13 protein-coding genes are annotated in these 14,314 nt (G+C 64.9%); 6 read left to right on the forward strand and 7 right to left on the reverse strand.

Annotated elements, in window-relative coordinates; all coding sequences use genetic code 11:
• Positions 1-91: 91 nt before the first annotated feature.
• The 6 genes from yihA to RBB31_RS01615 form a co-directional block, all read right to left on the reverse strand.
• Positions 92-742, reverse strand: coding sequence for a ribosome biogenesis GTP-binding protein YihA/YsxC (gene yihA / locus RBB31_RS01590; protein ID WP_306127506.1), 651 nt, complete (start codon positions 740-742; stop codon positions 92-94).
• Positions 742-1,488, reverse strand: coding sequence for an MOSC domain-containing protein (locus tag RBB31_RS01595; RefSeq protein WP_306127507.1), 747 nt, complete (start codon positions 1,486-1,488; stop codon positions 742-744). The genes yihA and RBB31_RS01595 overlap by 1 nt, the downstream gene beginning before the upstream one ends.
• The gene (yidC, locus tag RBB31_RS01600; RefSeq protein WP_306127508.1) at positions 1,485-3,326 is read right to left on the reverse strand and encodes a membrane protein insertase YidC; all 1,842 of its coding nucleotides are present in this window, start codon (positions 3,324-3,326) and stop codon (positions 1,485-1,487) included. Before yidC ends, RBB31_RS01595 begins: the two co-directional genes overlap by 4 nt.
• Before the next feature lie 179 nt (positions 3,327-3,505).
• Complete coding sequence (locus tag RBB31_RS01605) at positions 3,506-5,008, reverse strand: bifunctional diguanylate cyclase/phosphodiesterase (RefSeq protein WP_306127509.1); 1,503 nt, start codon at positions 5,006-5,008, stop codon at positions 3,506-3,508.
• Positions 5,009-5,068: 60 nt separating this feature from the next.
• On the reverse strand, positions 5,069-5,938 hold the full coding sequence (ttcA, locus tag RBB31_RS01610; RefSeq protein WP_306127510.1) for a tRNA 2-thiocytidine(32) synthetase TtcA: 870 nt from the start codon (positions 5,936-5,938) through the stop codon (positions 5,069-5,071).
• Between the two features lie 45 nt (positions 5,939-5,983).
• Positions 5,984-6,544: a TlpA disulfide reductase family protein gene (locus RBB31_RS01615; protein WP_306127511.1), complete on the reverse strand. Its 561-nt coding sequence runs from the start codon at positions 6,542-6,544 to the stop codon at positions 5,984-5,986.
• Between the two features lie 22 nt (positions 6,545-6,566).
• Between RBB31_RS01615 and argH the strand changes: the two genes are divergently transcribed.
• The 5 genes from argH to RBB31_RS01640 are packed head-to-tail and all read left to right on the forward strand — an operon-like array spanning position 6,567 to position 12,482.
• A complete protein-coding gene (gene argH, locus RBB31_RS01620) occupies positions 6,567-7,958 on the forward strand; it encodes an argininosuccinate lyase (RefSeq protein WP_306127512.1) in 1,392 nt (463 codons plus the stop codon).
• Positions 7,955-8,188, forward strand: coding sequence for a hypothetical protein (locus RBB31_RS01625; RefSeq protein ID WP_306127513.1), 234 nt, complete (start codon positions 7,955-7,957; stop codon positions 8,186-8,188). The genes argH and RBB31_RS01625 overlap by 4 nt, the downstream gene beginning before the upstream one ends.
• Positions 8,185-8,490, forward strand: coding sequence for a DUF2834 domain-containing protein (locus tag RBB31_RS01630; protein ID WP_306127514.1), 306 nt, complete (start codon positions 8,185-8,187; stop codon positions 8,488-8,490). Before RBB31_RS01625 ends, RBB31_RS01630 begins: the two co-directional genes overlap by 4 nt.
• A 43-nt stretch (positions 8,491-8,533) precedes the next feature.
• The gene (gene lysA / locus RBB31_RS01635; RefSeq protein ID WP_306127515.1) at positions 8,534-9,799 is read left to right on the forward strand and encodes a diaminopimelate decarboxylase; all 1,266 of its coding nucleotides are present in this window, start codon (positions 8,534-8,536) and stop codon (positions 9,797-9,799) included.
• A 37-nt stretch (positions 9,800-9,836) separates the two neighbouring features.
• A complete protein-coding gene (locus tag RBB31_RS01640; RefSeq protein WP_306127516.1) occupies positions 9,837-12,482 on the forward strand; it encodes a TIGR02302 family protein in 2,646 nt (881 codons plus the stop codon).
• Between the two features lie 30 nt (positions 12,483-12,512).
• Here the strand turns inward: RBB31_RS01640 and RBB31_RS01645 are convergent, their stop codons facing one another.
• Positions 12,513-13,481 (reverse strand): zinc-ribbon domain-containing protein, encoded by a 969-nt coding sequence (locus RBB31_RS01645; protein WP_371931278.1) that lies wholly within the window; start codon positions 13,479-13,481, stop codon positions 12,513-12,515.
• A 130-nt stretch (positions 13,482-13,611) separates the two neighbouring features.
• On the opposite strand from RBB31_RS01645, the gene RBB31_RS01650 reads away from it, so the two are divergent.
• Complete coding sequence (locus RBB31_RS01650) at positions 13,612-14,289, forward strand: cell division ATP-binding protein FtsE (RefSeq protein WP_306127684.1); 678 nt, start codon at positions 13,612-13,614, stop codon at positions 14,287-14,289.
• Positions 14,290-14,314: the final 25 nt, after the last annotated feature.

Consider the following 14,314-nt stretch of genomic DNA (forward strand, 5'->3'; position numbering starts at 1 on the left):
GGCGGGCCTACCCCGCTGAAGGATCGGGGCGCCTGTGGTCGCGTTCGTGCATGAGTATTTGCGGCAAGAAAAAGCCGGGGGCGATCCCGGACTATTCCAGCGTGGCGATGATGGCGCGCAGGGTGGCGATGCCGTCGCCCTTTTCCGAGGAGGTCAGGACGATCTCGGGGAAGGCGGCGGCGTGGGTGGCAAGGCGGGTGCGGACCTGTGCCAGCATCCGGTCGCGATCGGCGGGTTTGACCTTGTCGGCTTTGGTCAGTACGCATTGAAAGGTCACGGCGGAGCTGTCGAGCAGGGCCATGATCTCTTCGTCCACGGGTTTGATCCCGTGGCGGGCGTCGATCAGCACGAAGGCGCGGCGCAGGGTGGCGCGGCCCGAGAGGTACTGTTTCAGCAGGGCCTGCCATTTTTCGACCTTCGCGAGCGGCGCGTTGGCGTAGCCATAGCCGGGCAGGTCGACGAGATAGGTCTGCCCGCCGAGGTCGAAATAGTTGATTTCCTGTGTGCGGCCGGGGGTGTTGGAGGCGCGGGCAAGCGCCTTGCGACCCGTCAGCGCGTTGATCAGGCTGGATTTTCCGACGTTGGAGCGCCCGGCGAAGCAGACCTCGGGGCGATCGGCGGGGGGCAGGCCGGACATGGCCACCACGCCCTTGACGAAAGTGACCTCGCCGGCAAAGAGCTTGCGGCCGGTTTCGGCGGCCGTGTCGCTGGGCGGCTCGGCTAGGGGAAAGGGGAGCGCCATCAGAGAAGCTCGACCCTGTCGCCGACGCGCAGCGTGCCGGTTCGGGTGACGGTGGCGTAGATGCCGAAATTCTGATGGCCGAAACGGGTGTTCAGCGTGCCGAGCGTGTCGGCGTCGCGTTCGCCCGTTTGAGGGTTGGCAGTGGTGGCAAGGCATCGCTTGATCGGTTCCCGCACGCTCAGTTCGGCGTCGCCGATGCGCAGGGTCTGGGCGACCCAATCGAACTCGTCCCATGCGTCCAGCCCCGCCAGATGGATGTTGCCGCGCCAACGCAGGGGCGAGATGTCCTGCTGCATCGCGTCGGTCATGGCGTCGTTGGAGGCGAGGTTGATCAGGCTGATCGAGGGGTAGTCGGAGTCGGTCATGCCGCGCCCGGGCACATGTACGAGACGGGCCGATTGGGCGCGGTCGGGGGGCATGAGCGGGCGCACCCATTCGAGAAAGGCATCCTGGTCCCGTTCGGGATCGAAGGTCAGGGCGGGCCGGTCGGGATGGGTAAGCGTGACGCTGCCAGACTGCTCGTCCACGCTCGCCGAGATGGCCATGAGCGTGCCGGTCTTCGCCCCGCGCGAGAAGTTCGCGCAAGGCGCCCACTCGGTCCCGTCGGCCCTGGACATCTCGTGCGCTACGGCCCAGCGGCGGTCCCATGGCATGGTCTGGCCTTCGGTCAGGGTGACGGTGTCCAGCGCTTCGCGGCCGTGCCCCTTGATCGGGTGACGCCAGAGCGCGGCAACCTGCGCGGTCATTTTTTACCGTCCCCGGATTTCTTCTCGGGCGCGGCCTTCTTCTTGAAACCGGCCTTGATGTTGCCGAAGACGTCCGGCTTGTAGCCCTGGCTGCGCATGATCAGGTATTGCTGCGAGAAGGTAATGACGTTGTTGGCGATCCAGTAGATCACAAGGCCCGACGCGAAGCTGCCCAGCATGAACATGAAGACCCAGGGCATCCAGGCGAAGATCATCTGTTGCGTGGGGTCGGTGGGGGCCGGGTTCAGTTTCTGCTGCAGCCACATGGACACGCCGAGGCAAAGCGGCAGGATGCCGATGAAGATCAGCGCCAGGATCGAGCCCGGTTCGGGCGCGGCCCAGGGCAGCAGGCCATACAGGTTGTAGAGTGACGACGGATCGGGTGCGGACAGGTCGTCGATCCAGCCGATCCAGGGCGCGTGACGCAGTTCGAGCGTGACGAAGATCACCTTGTAGAGAGAGAAGAAGATCGGGATCTGCAGCAGGATGGGCAGACAGCCCGACGCCGGATTGACCTTTTCCTTCTTGTAGAGCTCCATCATCTCTTTCTGGAGCTTCTGGCGGTCGTCGCCCGACTTCTCCTTGATCTTCTCCATCTGCGGCTGAAGCTCCTTCATCTTGGCCATGGAGACGTAGGACTTGTAGGCCAGCGGCAGCAGAACCGCCTTGATGATGAGGGTCAGCGCGATGATCGCCCAGCCCATGTTGCCGATCAGCTGATTGAGGTTGTGCAGAAGCCAGAAGATCGGCTTCGTCAGGAAGAAGAACCAGCCCCAGTCGATCGAGTCGATGAACTTGGTCACGCCTTCCTCGTTCTGGTAGTGGCGGATGGTTTCCCATTCCTTGGCACCGGCGAAGAGGCGGGTCTGGATTGTGACTTCCTGGCCGGGCGCGACGGTTTCCGTGCGCTGCTTGATGTTGGTCTGGTAGATGTTGCGGCTGGTGTCCTGGAAGGTTGAGAAGGTCGAGCCCTCGGCCTGGCCGGGGATGAGCGCGGTCATCCAGTAGTGATCTGTGAAACCGGACCAGCCGGCCTCTTGCAGGGCGATGTTCTCATGCGCGCCGGCGGGCTCGAAATCGTCGTAGTCGATCTCGCGCAGCTCGCCGTCGGTCAGGCTGATGCCGCCTTCGTGCAGGATGAAGAAGTTCTTGAGGTCCGGCGGCAGACCGTGGCGGGCGAGGATGCCGTAGGGCGCGACCGAGGCGGCGCTGTCGCCGGTGTTCTCGACCGATTGGGTGACGGTGAACATCGAGCGGGCGTCGACCGACATCTCGCGGCGGAAGGTCAGGCCCGCGCCGTTGTCCCAGGACAGGACCAGCGAATTATCGGGGGTGAGCGGACCATCGGACTCGACCTGCCAGACGGTGTTCGCGCCGGGAACCTGCTCCGGCGTCAGGCCGCTGCCCGGGGCCCAGCCGAAGAGCGCGTAATAGGCGCGGTCGGTGCCCACGGGCGACAGGAGCGTGACGATCGGTGCGTCGGGTTCGAGCGTTTCGCGGTAGTTCTTGAGTTGCAGGTCGTCGATGCGGCCGCCGCGCAGAGAAACCGAGCCTTGCAGGGTGGGCGTGTCGATCTCGACGCGGGGGGCGTCGTCGGCCTCTGCTTCGGCCTGCTGCGCCTGGGGGGCTGTCGCGGTGTCACCGGCCGTGCTGGGCACGATGGCGGTGTCGCCCGCCGGTTCGGACGGGGTGGTGCCGGTCTCTGACTGGGTCGTGCCGGTGGTGGTCGCCTCCGGCGTCTCTTCCGGCTCGGGCGGCGGGAACAGCAGGAACCAAATAAGGATCACCAACAGGCTGAGGCCCGTCGCCAGCAGGAGATTGCGGTTCTGTTCGTCCATCGCGGATGGCCACCCGTGCAAGTTTCAATCGCTTGGGGGGTTCAACAGAGTGCAGCGCCAAAGGTCAAGGGGGCAGCGCAGATTCGTGGGCTGTAGGAAAGCGGTTTCGCACGTTGCATAGAACCCCGCCGAAAGGTCTGCGGCAAAGAGCCTCGGCAAAGGGGCGGCGAACGGTCGGCCTAACCGGCGTTGTGGCCGATGCGTGGCGGGGTCTGGACCCGCGCCATGTGATCGGCAATCCACCCGATGGTGTCGGTTGCCGGCATGGGGCGTGCGATGCCGAAGCCCTGAACGTGGCCGACCCCCAGTTGGGCCAGCATCGCGTGTTCGCCGGCGTTCTCGACGCCTTCGGCGATGGTATCGAGATCAAGATGTTCGGCCATCAGCTGAATCGCGTTGACCATGCGTTGCTGCTCCACGTCGCGGTCGAGTTTCTTGACGAAGGAGCGGTCGATCTTGAGCCGGTGCACGGCGAAGCGTCGAATCGAGGAGATCGACGCGTGGCCGGTTCCGAAATCGTCCAGGTCGATGTGGCAGCCAAGCTCGGCCATGCGGCGGATGTTGCGCACGATCGTGTCCTCGGGCGAGTAGGCAACGACGGTTTCGAGGATCTCGACCGTCAGGCGCGTCGGCGCCAAGTCAAAGCGGTCAAGCTCCCAGATCAGGCGGTCGACCAGCTTTGGGTCACGCAACTCGTCGGCGGAAAAGTTCACGCCGACCTGGGGTATGTGGAACCCGGCATTGTCCCACGACTTGAGCGCCGCAAGCGCGTCTTGCAGAATTTTGGCGCCAAGCACATCGGTTCTGCCGAGTTTCTGCAACAGCGGCAGGAACTCCCCGGGCGGGATCAGACCGCGCACGGGATGTTCCCATCGCGCCAGCGCCTCGAACCCGGAAATGTTGCCGGTATCGGTGGAAATCTGCGGTTGGAACCAGGCGCGGATCTGGCCGTTGGCCAGGGCGGTCAGTATCTCTGTCGCGTTGCATTCGGGCATTGGGCCAAAGCGCTGCAACTCGGGGCTGTAGGCCCGAATGGCCGAAGGCGCGTTGCGGCGCGCCTCGATCAGGGCGATGCCGGCGGCGTCGGACAATTCGCGCCCAGTGCCGCCCCGCACGAAGCTGTCGAGGCAGAAGCCGACCGAGGCGGAGATATAGATCGTGGCGGCATCGAGGGAAATCGGCTCTTCCACAGCTGCCTGCAAACGCGTTACCAGTTTCAGCCCCGCCTCGGAATCGAGTTGGCGAACGGGGGCAAGGACAACCCCGAACTGTCCTTTGGAAAGCGGCAGCAGCACGTCATGTTCGCGCAGGACGGTTTTCAGCCGGTCGGATACGCATTTTCCCACCTGCTCTGCCGCTGCGATACCGTGCCGGTCGAGCAATGTATCGTAGTCGTCGATCTCGATGATCGCACAGCCCGTGCGGCGCAGGCAGTTGCGGGCAAGATCGAGGGTTTCCTGCATCTTCCGCTCGAACTCATCCTCGCGTTCCGGGCGAGGCGGCGGCGCGGAATGGCGCAGCCACGCCAGCCCGAGAGGCACGGCCAGTGCGATGGTCAGCAAGACAGGTTCGCCGCCGAGCCAGAAGCCGCCCAGCACCAGCGCCGGCAGAAATGCCAGTGCCTGTGGGCCGGTCAGCACGGTCGCGAGCGAGAAGCGGAATGAGGATACGTAGTTGCGCAAGGGCGTGGTCCGGGTCCGGGGCAGTCGAGTGGACGCTATCCCGAGTTGTTCAATAGCCCCTTAACGCAACTTCGGCAGACCCTCGTCATTTCGTTCTGATTTTATCTTTTCCCGACTCAGCCCTTCGAAATCAAAGAGTTTCGGGTCGAGCAGGTGTGAGGGCCGGGCGTTCATCAGGGCGCGGAACATGACCTGACGGCGGCCCGGGCTGTTGGCCTCCCAGCCGTCGAGGATCTGCTTGACCTGCTGGCGTTGCAGCCCGTCCTGCGAGCCGCAGAGATCGCAGGGAATGATGGGGTAGTTCATCGCGCGGGTAAAGCGGTCGCAATCGGCCTCGGCCACATGGGCCAGCGGACGGTAGACGAAGAGGTCGCCTTCCTCGTTCACCAGTTTGGGCGGCATCGTGGCCAGCCGCCCGCCGTGAAAGAGGTTCATGAAGAACGTCTCGAGAATGTCGTCGCGATGATGGCCCAGCACCACGGCGGAACAGCCTTCTTCGCGCGCGATGCGGTAGAGATGGCCACGGCGCAGCCGCGAGCAGAGCGCGCAATAGGTCCGGCCCTGCGGTACCTTGTCGACGACCACGGAATAGGTGTCCTGATACTCGATCCGGTGGGGCACACCCATGTCTTCGAGGAACTTGGGTAGAACGGTCGCCGGAAAGCCGGGCTGCCCCTGGTCGAGATTGCAGGCGAGGATGTCGACGGGCAGAAGGCCGCGCCACTTCAACTCGTGAAGAACGGCCAGAAGCGTGTAGCTGTCCTTGCCACCCGACAGGCAGACAAGCCAGCGCGCATCTTTCTCGACCATGCCGTATTGCTCGATCGCCTCGCGCGTTTGGCGCACGACACGTTTGCGCAGCTTGCGGAACCCCGTGGTTTTCGGAGCGCCGGCAAAGAGCGGATGGATATCGTCGGCATCGTCAAGCATGGGTCGGCGTTTAGAGCGATTCACGCCACCGGGCAAGCGCAGCCGTCAGGCACCGGCGTCGATCAGCGCTTGCAGGATGGCCTTGGCGCTGTCGGAACTCCAGTCGGCGTCCCCCTGAAGGCGGGCGATCTCGTTCCCCTTGCGGTCCAGGATGACGGTGACGGGCAGGCCCAGCACCCCCATCTGGCGCGAGAGGCCCATTTTCGGGTCGGCGTGAAGCGGCAGGTTGTCGACACCGATCTCGTCGAAGAACTTTTTCATCGCTTCGGGCGCGTTGCGGCCCGAGGCAATGGTGACGACCTCGAACTCCTCGCCGCCAAGCTGGTCTTGCAGGTCCGACAGCATCGGCATCTCATGGCGGCAGGGGGCGCACCACGTCGCCCAGAAGTTGACCAGGGTGATCTTGCCCTCGTAGTCCGACAGGGTCATGTCGCCGCCATCCTCGGATTTGAACGCCTCGGAAGGCACCGGCTTTGCCTCGGAATGCACCACGAGCTTTTTCATGTCGCCGTCGCGCAGGTCGGCAATATCCGCGGTTTGGGCCGCTGCGGCGTTTGCACCGACTGCGAGGGCCATATAAAGGACGATGGACTTCAGCGAATTCATAGCGCCTCCGAAGAGTTGGGACATGACAGACAAGACCTCTAACAAGATGTGGGGCGGTCGGTTCGCCGCCGGGCCCGATGCGATCATGGAGGCAATTAATGCCTCGATAGATTTCGACAAGCGCCTCGCGGCGCAGGATATCGCCGGCTCGCGCGCCCATGCGGCCATGCTGGCCGCGACGGGTATCGTCAGTGATAGCGATGCGGACGCGATGCGGGAAGGCCTGCTCACGGTGTTGTCAGAGATCGAAAGCGGGGAGTTTCCGTTCTCGAAGGCGCTGGAGGACATTCACATGAATGTCGAGGCGCGGCTGAAGGAGGTGATCGGCGAGCCGGCGGGGCGGCTGCACACCGGGCGCAGCCGGAACGACCAGGTGGCGACGGATTTCAAGCTGTGGGTGCGCGATCAGCTGGATGCCTGCGACGCGGCGTTGGTGGCGCTGATGAAAACGTGCCTTGCGCAGGCAGAGGCCGGGGCGGACTGGGTGATGCCGGGGTTCACGCATCTGCAGGTGGCGCAGCCGGTGACGTGGGGCCATCACATGATGGCTTATGTCGAGATGTTCGGGCGCGACCTGTCGCGCGTGCGCGACGCGCGCGCGAGGATGAACGAATGCCCGCTGGGCGCGGCAGCCCTGGCCGGGACCTCTTTTCCGATCGACCGGGACATGACCGCGAAAGAACTGGGCTTCGACCGCCCTGCGGCCAACAGCCTCGATGCCGTAAGCGACCGGGATTTCGCGTTGGAGTTCCTGTCCGTGGCCAGCATCTGCGCCATGCACCTGAGCCGGATGGCCGAGGAACTGGTGATCTGGTCCTCGGCGCAGTTCCGGTTCGTGAGCTTGAGCGACAGGTTTTCCACCGGGTCGAGCATCATGCCGCAGAAGAAGAACCCCGATGCCGCCGAACTGATCCGCGCCAAGATCGGGCGCATCTTCGGGGCGAACGTGGCGCTGACGTTGGTGATGAAGGGGCTGCCGCTGGCCTATTCCAAGGACATGCAGGAGGACAAGGAACAGGTCTTTGACGCTGCCGACAACCTGATGCTGGCGCTGGCGGCCATGGACGGGATGGTCCGCGACATGACCGCCAACAAAGAGGCGCTGGAAGCGGCGGCGGGAGCCGGATTTTCGACCGCGACGGACCTGGCGGACTGGCTGGTGCGGGTGCTGGGCCTGCCGTTCCGCGACGCGCATCACGTCACCGGCGCGCTGGTGGCGAAGGCCGAGGCCAAGGGGTGCGACCTGCCGGAGTTGAGCCTGGAGGAGATGCAATCCGTGCATGGCGAAATCGACGAAACGGTCTATGATGTCCTGGGTGTGCACAACTCGGTCGCCTCGCGCATGAGCTATGGCGGGACTGCGCCCGAGCAGGTGCGCATGCAGGTTGGTCGCTGGAAGGAGATCCTGGGATGAAACGCATTTTGGCCTGTCTGAGCCTGGTGATCCTTGCCGGCTGTGGCGTGGATGGTGAGCCGATCCCGCCGGGCAGTGAGCCGGACAATACCGTCGCGCGCAACGATCCGACGCAGGTTCGCCCCAATATCAACGGCGCGCTGACCGTGGGCACGAACGGGTCGAGTGCCAGTGTCGGCACCTCGATCGTCAGCGGCAATGTCTCGGTGCACGTGGGCACTGTCTTTTGAAGTATCTCTTCCTGGCTTTGGCCGTCTGGGGCGCGATCCACCCGATGGCGTGGTTCATCACGTGGTTCAACGCCAACGGCTATGACCTGATGGGCATGGTGGAGGCGTGGCACGCCAATGCCGCGACCAGCGGACTGGTGTGGGACCTGACCATTGCGGCGGTGGCGCTGACGATATGGGTGATCTGGGAGACGGCAAATGCGCGCGACTGGCTGCGCCTGATTGCGATACCGGCGACCTTCTGCATCGGTGTCAGTTGCGGTTTGCCGCTTTATCTGTTTCTGAGGATGCGGCGCGGGTAGGACCCGCCGCCATTTGAGTATTTTCAGCAAGAAAAAGCGGGCGATGGATCATTTTCTATACCGAGACGGCGAGCTTCATGCCGAGGATGTGCCGGTGGCCGAGATTGCGGCGGAGGTGGGCACGCCGTTCTACTGCTATTCGACCGCCACGCTGACGCGGCACTTCCGGCTGTTCGACGAGGCGCTGGAGGGTATGCCGCATCTGGTGTGCTACGCGATGAAGGCGGCGAGCAACCAGGCGATCCTTAAGACGCTGGCGGGGCTTGGCGCGGGGATGGACGTTGTCTCTGGCGGCGAATACCTGCGCGCCAGGGCGGCCGGCGTGCCGGGCGAGAAGATCGTGTTTTCCGGCGTTGGCAAGACCCGTGAGGAAATGCGCATCGCGCTGGAAGGCGGCGTGCGGCAGTTCAATGTCGAGAGCGAGCCGGAGATGGCCGCGCTGTCGGAGGTGGCGGTGTCACTGGGCGTGGAGGTGCCGATCACGGTGCGCGTGAACCCGGACGTGGACGCGAGAACCCACGCCAAGATCGCCACCGGCAAGAGCGAGAACAAGTTCGGCATCCCGATCGCGCGGGCGCGGGAGGTTTATGCCGAGGCGGCGCGCTTGCCGGGCCTGAAAGTGATCGGAATCGACGTGCATATCGGCAGTCAGCTGACCGATCTGGAGCCGTTCAGGATGGCCTATGAGAAGGTGGCCGAACTGACCGAGGTGCTGCGGGCGGATGGGCACGAGATATCGCGCCTCGATCTGGGCGGCGGGCTTGGCATTCCCTACGAGCGGTCGAACGCCGCGCCGCCGCTGCCGACGGATTACGGGGCGCTGATCCGCGAAACCGTCGGGCATCTGGGCTGCGAGGTCGAGATCGAGCCAGGGCGGCTGGTGGCGGGCAATGCCGGGATCCTGGTCAGCAAGGTGATTTACGTGAAGTCGGGCGAGGGGCGCGACTTTCTGATCCTCGACGGGGCGATGAACGACCTGATCCGCCCCGCGATGTACGACGCCTATCACGATATCGTCCCAGTGAGAGAACCGGCGCCGGGCGTGGAGCCTGCGAAGTACGACATCGTCGGCCCGGTCTGCGAATCGGGCGATACCTTCGCGAAGGAGCGGGTGATGCCGGCGGTGGGCGAAGGCGACCTTGTGGCGTTCCGCAGCGCGGGCGCATATGGCGCGGTCATGAGCAGCGAGTACAATACAAGGCCGCTGGTTCCGGAAGTTCTGGTGCATGAGCATCAATTTGCCGTCATCAGACCCAGGCCGACCTTTGACGAGATGATAAATCGCGATACCATCCCCGCATGGTTGTAACGCGGCGGTCGCGTGGGCAACCCAAGCGCAGGGATGCATGGCACAATCGGATAACTCCACCTTCAACAAGGTTATCGGGCGGCTGAAGCGTCCGTTGAGGCTGACCTGGGCCGGGCTGATCGCCGAGCGCCTGGTGCGGGCGTTCTGGCCGCTGTGGAGCGTGGTCATTGCCGTCTGCGCCGCGTTGATGCTGGGGCTGCACGATCTTGCTCCGGTGGAGCTTGTCTGGGTGATCGCGGTTTTTTCGGGGCTGTCTGCTCTGGGATTTGCCGTGCATGGCTTGCGCCGGTTCGACTGGCCGTCGCGGCAAGAGGCCATCCGGCGGATGGATGGCGTGTTGCCGGGGCACCCGTTGGCCACGCTTGCGGACAGGCAGGCCATCGGCGAAGGCGACGCTGGATCCCAGGCACTTTGGCGCGCGCATATCGCGCGTATGGAGGCCCGCGCCGCCGGGGCGAAAGCGGTCGAACCGGACCTGAGGCTGTCGCGCCGGGATCCGTTCGGGCTGCGCTATGTCGCCCTGCTGGCGTTGGTGGTGGCGGTTCTGTTCGGCTCTGTCTGGCGCGCCGGCACGGTGTCGCAGATGGCGCCCGGGAGCGGCGCGGCGCTGGCCAGCGGACCGACATGGGAGGGCTGGATCGAGCCGCCGGCCTATACCGAGTTGCCGAGCCTTTATCTGAATGATCAGGACGGGGCGTTCAGCGCCCCAGAAGGCAGTCTTGTGACCTTGCGCTTTTACGGCGAGGTGGGCGCGCTGAGCGTGACCGAGACGGTCTCGGGCCGCACCGAGGATATTCCGCCGGCCACGGACATAGAACAGAGTTTCGAGATCGCGCAGGACGGGACCTTGCGCATCGACGGTCCGGGCGGCGAGGAATGGCGGATCACGGCTCTGCCCGACGCACCGCCCGAGGTGTCGATCTCGGAGGGGCTGGAGGTCACGTTCGACGGGCAGATGAGCCAGCCTTTCGCGGCCAGCGACGATCATGGTGTGACCGGCGGCAAGGCGACCTTCGAGCTGGCGCTGGACGAGGTCGACCGGCGCCACGGTCTTGGCGCCGACCCCGATCCGCGCGACCCGATCGTGCTGGATCTGCCGCTGCCGATCACCGGCGGCCGGGACGATTTCACCGAGACCCTGATCGAGAACCTGTCGGAGCATCCGTGGGCGCATCTTCCCGTGCGCCTGACGCTGACCGTGCGGGACGAGCGCGACCAGGCGGGGCAGAGCGCGCCGATGGTGATGGACCTGCCGGCGCGGCGGTTCTTCGACCCGATGGCCGCGTCGGTGATCGAACAGCGGCGTGATCTTCTTTGGGCGAAATCCAACGCGCGTCGGGTGAGCCAGATGCTGCGCGCGGTGTCGCACAATCCCGAACCGGGGCTATTTAAATCCGAGACGGCCTATCTGAAGCTGCGGGTTATCCTGCGGCGGTTGGAGACCTTCATTGACCATGACAGCCTGACCGACGAGACGCAGGACGAACTGGCGCAGGCGTTGTGGGATTTGGCCGTGCTGCTGGAGGATGGCGATATCGGCGACGCGCTGGAACGGATGCGGGCGGCGCAGGAGCGACTGAGCGAGGCCATGCGCAACGGTGCCAGCGAGGAAGAGATCGCGCGGCTGATGCAGGAATTGCGCGACGCGACGCAGGATTACCTTCGCCAGAAATCGCAGATGGCGCAGCGCGAGGGCGATCAGACGGACGAACCCGATCAGGGCCAGTCCGAGAACATGCAGACCCTGACCGACCAGGATTTGCAGGACATGATGGACCGTATCCAGGAGCTGATGGAGCAGGGCCGCTTCGCCGAGGCGCAGCAAGCGCTGGAAGAGTTCCAGCAGATGATGGAGAACCTGCGCGTGACCGAAGGTCAGCAAGGGCAGGGCGGCGACAATCCCGGCCAGCAGGCGATGGAAGGTCTGGCCGAAACGCTGCGTGACCAGCAGGGGCTGTCGGACGAGGCGTTCCGGGATTTGCAGGAACAGTTCAACCCCGGCGCACAGGCCGGGGAGTCGCAAGGCAACGAAGGCCGCAACGGTGGCCAGGGCCAGGGCCAGCAGCATTCGCAACAGGGCCAGGGGCAGCAACCGGGTCAGCAGCAAGGGCAGGGCCAGGGCCAGCAACAGGGTCAGCAACCCGGGCAGGGCCAGGGCAATCAATCCGCCCAAGGCCAGCAGGGCGGCCAGGCCGGCAACCTTTCGGAACGGCAGGAAGCGCTGCGGCGCGAGTTGGAGCGACAGCGGCAGGGTCTGCCCAATGTCGGCGGTCAGGCCGGCGAGGACGCCCGCGAGGCACTGGACCGGGCGGGACGCGCCATGGAAGGTGCCGAGGAAGCGCTGCGCGGCGACGACCTTCCCGAGGCGATCGACCGGCAGGCCGAGGCGATGGATGCCCTGCGCGACGGGATGCGCAGCCTGGGCGAGGCGATGGCCGAGAACAGCCAGTCCCAGCCGGGCCAGGGCCAGGCGCAAAGCCAGACACCGGGGCAGTTCGGCGAGCAGGATCCGCTGGGCCGGTCACAGCGCGGGCTGGCCGGAGACCAGGGCGAATTCACCGCGCGGGAAGACGTGTATCGCCGTGCCGGAGAATTGCTGGACGAAATCCGCCGCCGGTCGGGCGACGCCGCGCGGCCCGAAGTCGAACTCGACTATCTGCGGCGGCTTCTGGACAGGTTCTGAGCCGGCACGGCGGGCCGGCGCGTTGCGCGATCAGCCGTCCGCGGCGGTGTCTTCGGATAGCGAGGCTGCCATGCTCTGGATCAGGTCGTTGAGACCGGCGCGCCAGCCGTTCACCATCTCGACATAGCCCGTGAGTGGCCCCGCCAACTGCGGCACGGCATCGGAGAGTTGCGGCGCGAACACGTAGATCACCAGCGCCAGCACCGCAAGGACGACCGCCAGCCGGAACCCGGAGCGAAAGCCGCTTTTGACTGACGCATCGGTGTTGTCGTCGGCCGCCGATATGGGGCGCGGCTCTTCCTTTCTGCCATCGGAATCGAGCGATGAGTTGATCTCGTCGATATCGGGAAGCAGGTTGCTGCGCGATGCGGGGTCGATCTCTTCGATTTCGGCATCGGTCTTGCGCGCCTCGGGTTCGCCGCGCAGGCGAGCCATGCGCGCGCGGGCCTCTGCCGAGCGTCGCCGGGCGTCGTTATCGGCTTCCTGAAGCCCTAGTTCCTGCTGCGTCTCGACAGTGCCGCGATGATCTTGTTCGCGCGCGCGGGCTTCCCGCTCGGCCTCTTCTCGCAGGACGTCGGCCACGGCGGGGTCGATTTCGCGTCGCTTCGGGTCGCTCGCGGGTGCGATGCGTTCTTCCGGAAAGTGCTCATCCTCAGGGGCGTCGTCTTCGAACGCCATGTCCGCATCATCCTGGGCCGGATCTTCGGCGCGGGGTGCGTCGTCTTCATCCTCTTCCGCGCCATAGTCGGCGTCCGGCTCGGGCCAGGAGGGCGTTTCTTCCGCGGTGCCGCCATCCTGGACGGGCGTGTCGGTCTGAGCCGCTTCCGGTTCCTCGGCGGGGTGGTCTGGATGGTTCTGAAACCAGGTCGTTCCGCAATCGGAACACTGCACATCGCGCCCGCTTGTGGGAATAACCTCCGTCGGGACTTCGTATTGTGCCCCGCAATTCGGGCATATCAATCGCATTGTGCCACCCGCTGCCTGTCGTCCGACCAGCATACCTAGCCTATTGTTTGGAATACCTTACGCACAATTACCGGACCGGAAAAGAGGCAATCAAGGAAGTGCCGTAGTCGTTGCACAAGTGTGTCCTGTGGGGCATGAAGGGCAAAATGCATTGGGGGCCGAAGTGATCGAGCTGGAAAACGTCGCCTACAGCTACGGCGGGGGGGAGCTGCTGAGTGATATCTCGCTCAAGCTTCAGGCCGGGTCGTTTCATTTCCTGACCGGACCGTCGGGGTCGGGCAAGACCACGCTTCTGAAGCTGTGTTACGGGGCGTTGATGCCCACGGCCGGCGAGGTTCGGCTGTTCGACACGGATGTGCGCGCGATGGAGCGGGACGACATCGCCTATGCAAGGCGACGGATCGGCGTGGTGCACCAGGATTGCCAGTTTCTCGATCACATGAGCGTGGCCGACAACATCTCGTTGCCGCTGATGGTGTCGGGGCGTGACCTTTTGAGCGAGTCCGCGAACCTGAAGGAACTGATCGGCTGGGTGGGCCTCAAGGCGCGCGCCGAGGCGCTGCCGCCGGAGTTGTCGGGCGGGGAACGGCAGCGCGCGGCGCTGGCGCGGGCGATCATCATGTCGCCCGACGCGGTGCTGGCCGACGAGCCCACGGGCAACGTCGACTGGGACATGTCGCAGCGCCTGCTGCGGCTGCTGATCGAACTGAACCGGATGGGCAAGACCATCATGGTGGCCACCCACGACCTTGCGCTGATCCGCGCCGCGAAGAGCCATGTGCAGGCCCGCGTGCTGCGGATCTCGAACCGGCGGCTTCAACTGGCGGGGGCCGACCTGTGAAGCCGGATTTCAATCAGTTGACCGA

The sequence above is a fragment of the Roseovarius sp. MMSF_3350 genome (assembly GCF_030733425.1).
In the GTDB taxonomy this organism is placed as follows: Bacteria; Pseudomonadota; Alphaproteobacteria; order Rhodobacterales; family Rhodobacteraceae; genus Roseovarius.

Excerpts from the sequence above, each read along its gene's own strand:
- yihA (WP_306127506.1), bottom strand. The coding sequence starts at position 742 with ATGGCGCTCCCCTTTCCCCTAGCCGAGCCGCCCAGCGACACGGCCGCC.
- RBB31_RS01595 (WP_306127507.1), bottom strand. The coding sequence starts at position 1,488 with ATGACCGCGCAGGTTGCCGCGCTCTGGCGTCACCCGATCAAGGGGCAC.
- yidC (WP_306127508.1), bottom strand. The coding sequence starts at position 3,326 with ATGGACGAACAGAACCGCAATCTCCTGCTGGCGACGGGCCTCAGCCTG.
- ttcA (WP_306127510.1), bottom strand. The coding sequence starts at position 5,938 with ATGCTTGACGATGCCGACGATATCCATCCGCTCTTTGCCGGCGCTCCG.
- RBB31_RS01615 (WP_306127511.1), bottom strand. The coding sequence starts at position 6,544 with ATGAATTCGCTGAAGTCCATCGTCCTTTATATGGCCCTCGCAGTCGGT.
- argH (WP_306127512.1), top strand. The coding sequence starts at position 6,567 with ATGACAGACAAGACCTCTAACAAGATGTGGGGCGGTCGGTTCGCCGCC.
- RBB31_RS01625 (WP_306127513.1), top strand. The coding sequence starts at position 7,955 with ATGAAACGCATTTTGGCCTGTCTGAGCCTGGTGATCCTTGCCGGCTGT.
- lysA (WP_306127515.1), top strand. The coding sequence starts at position 8,534 with ATGGATCATTTTCTATACCGAGACGGCGAGCTTCATGCCGAGGATGTG.
- RBB31_RS01640 (WP_306127516.1), top strand. The coding sequence starts at position 9,837 with ATGGCACAATCGGATAACTCCACCTTCAACAAGGTTATCGGGCGGCTG.
- RBB31_RS01645 (WP_371931278.1), bottom strand. The coding sequence starts at position 13,481 with ATGCTGGTCGGACGACAGGCAGCGGGTGGCACAATGCGATTGATATGC.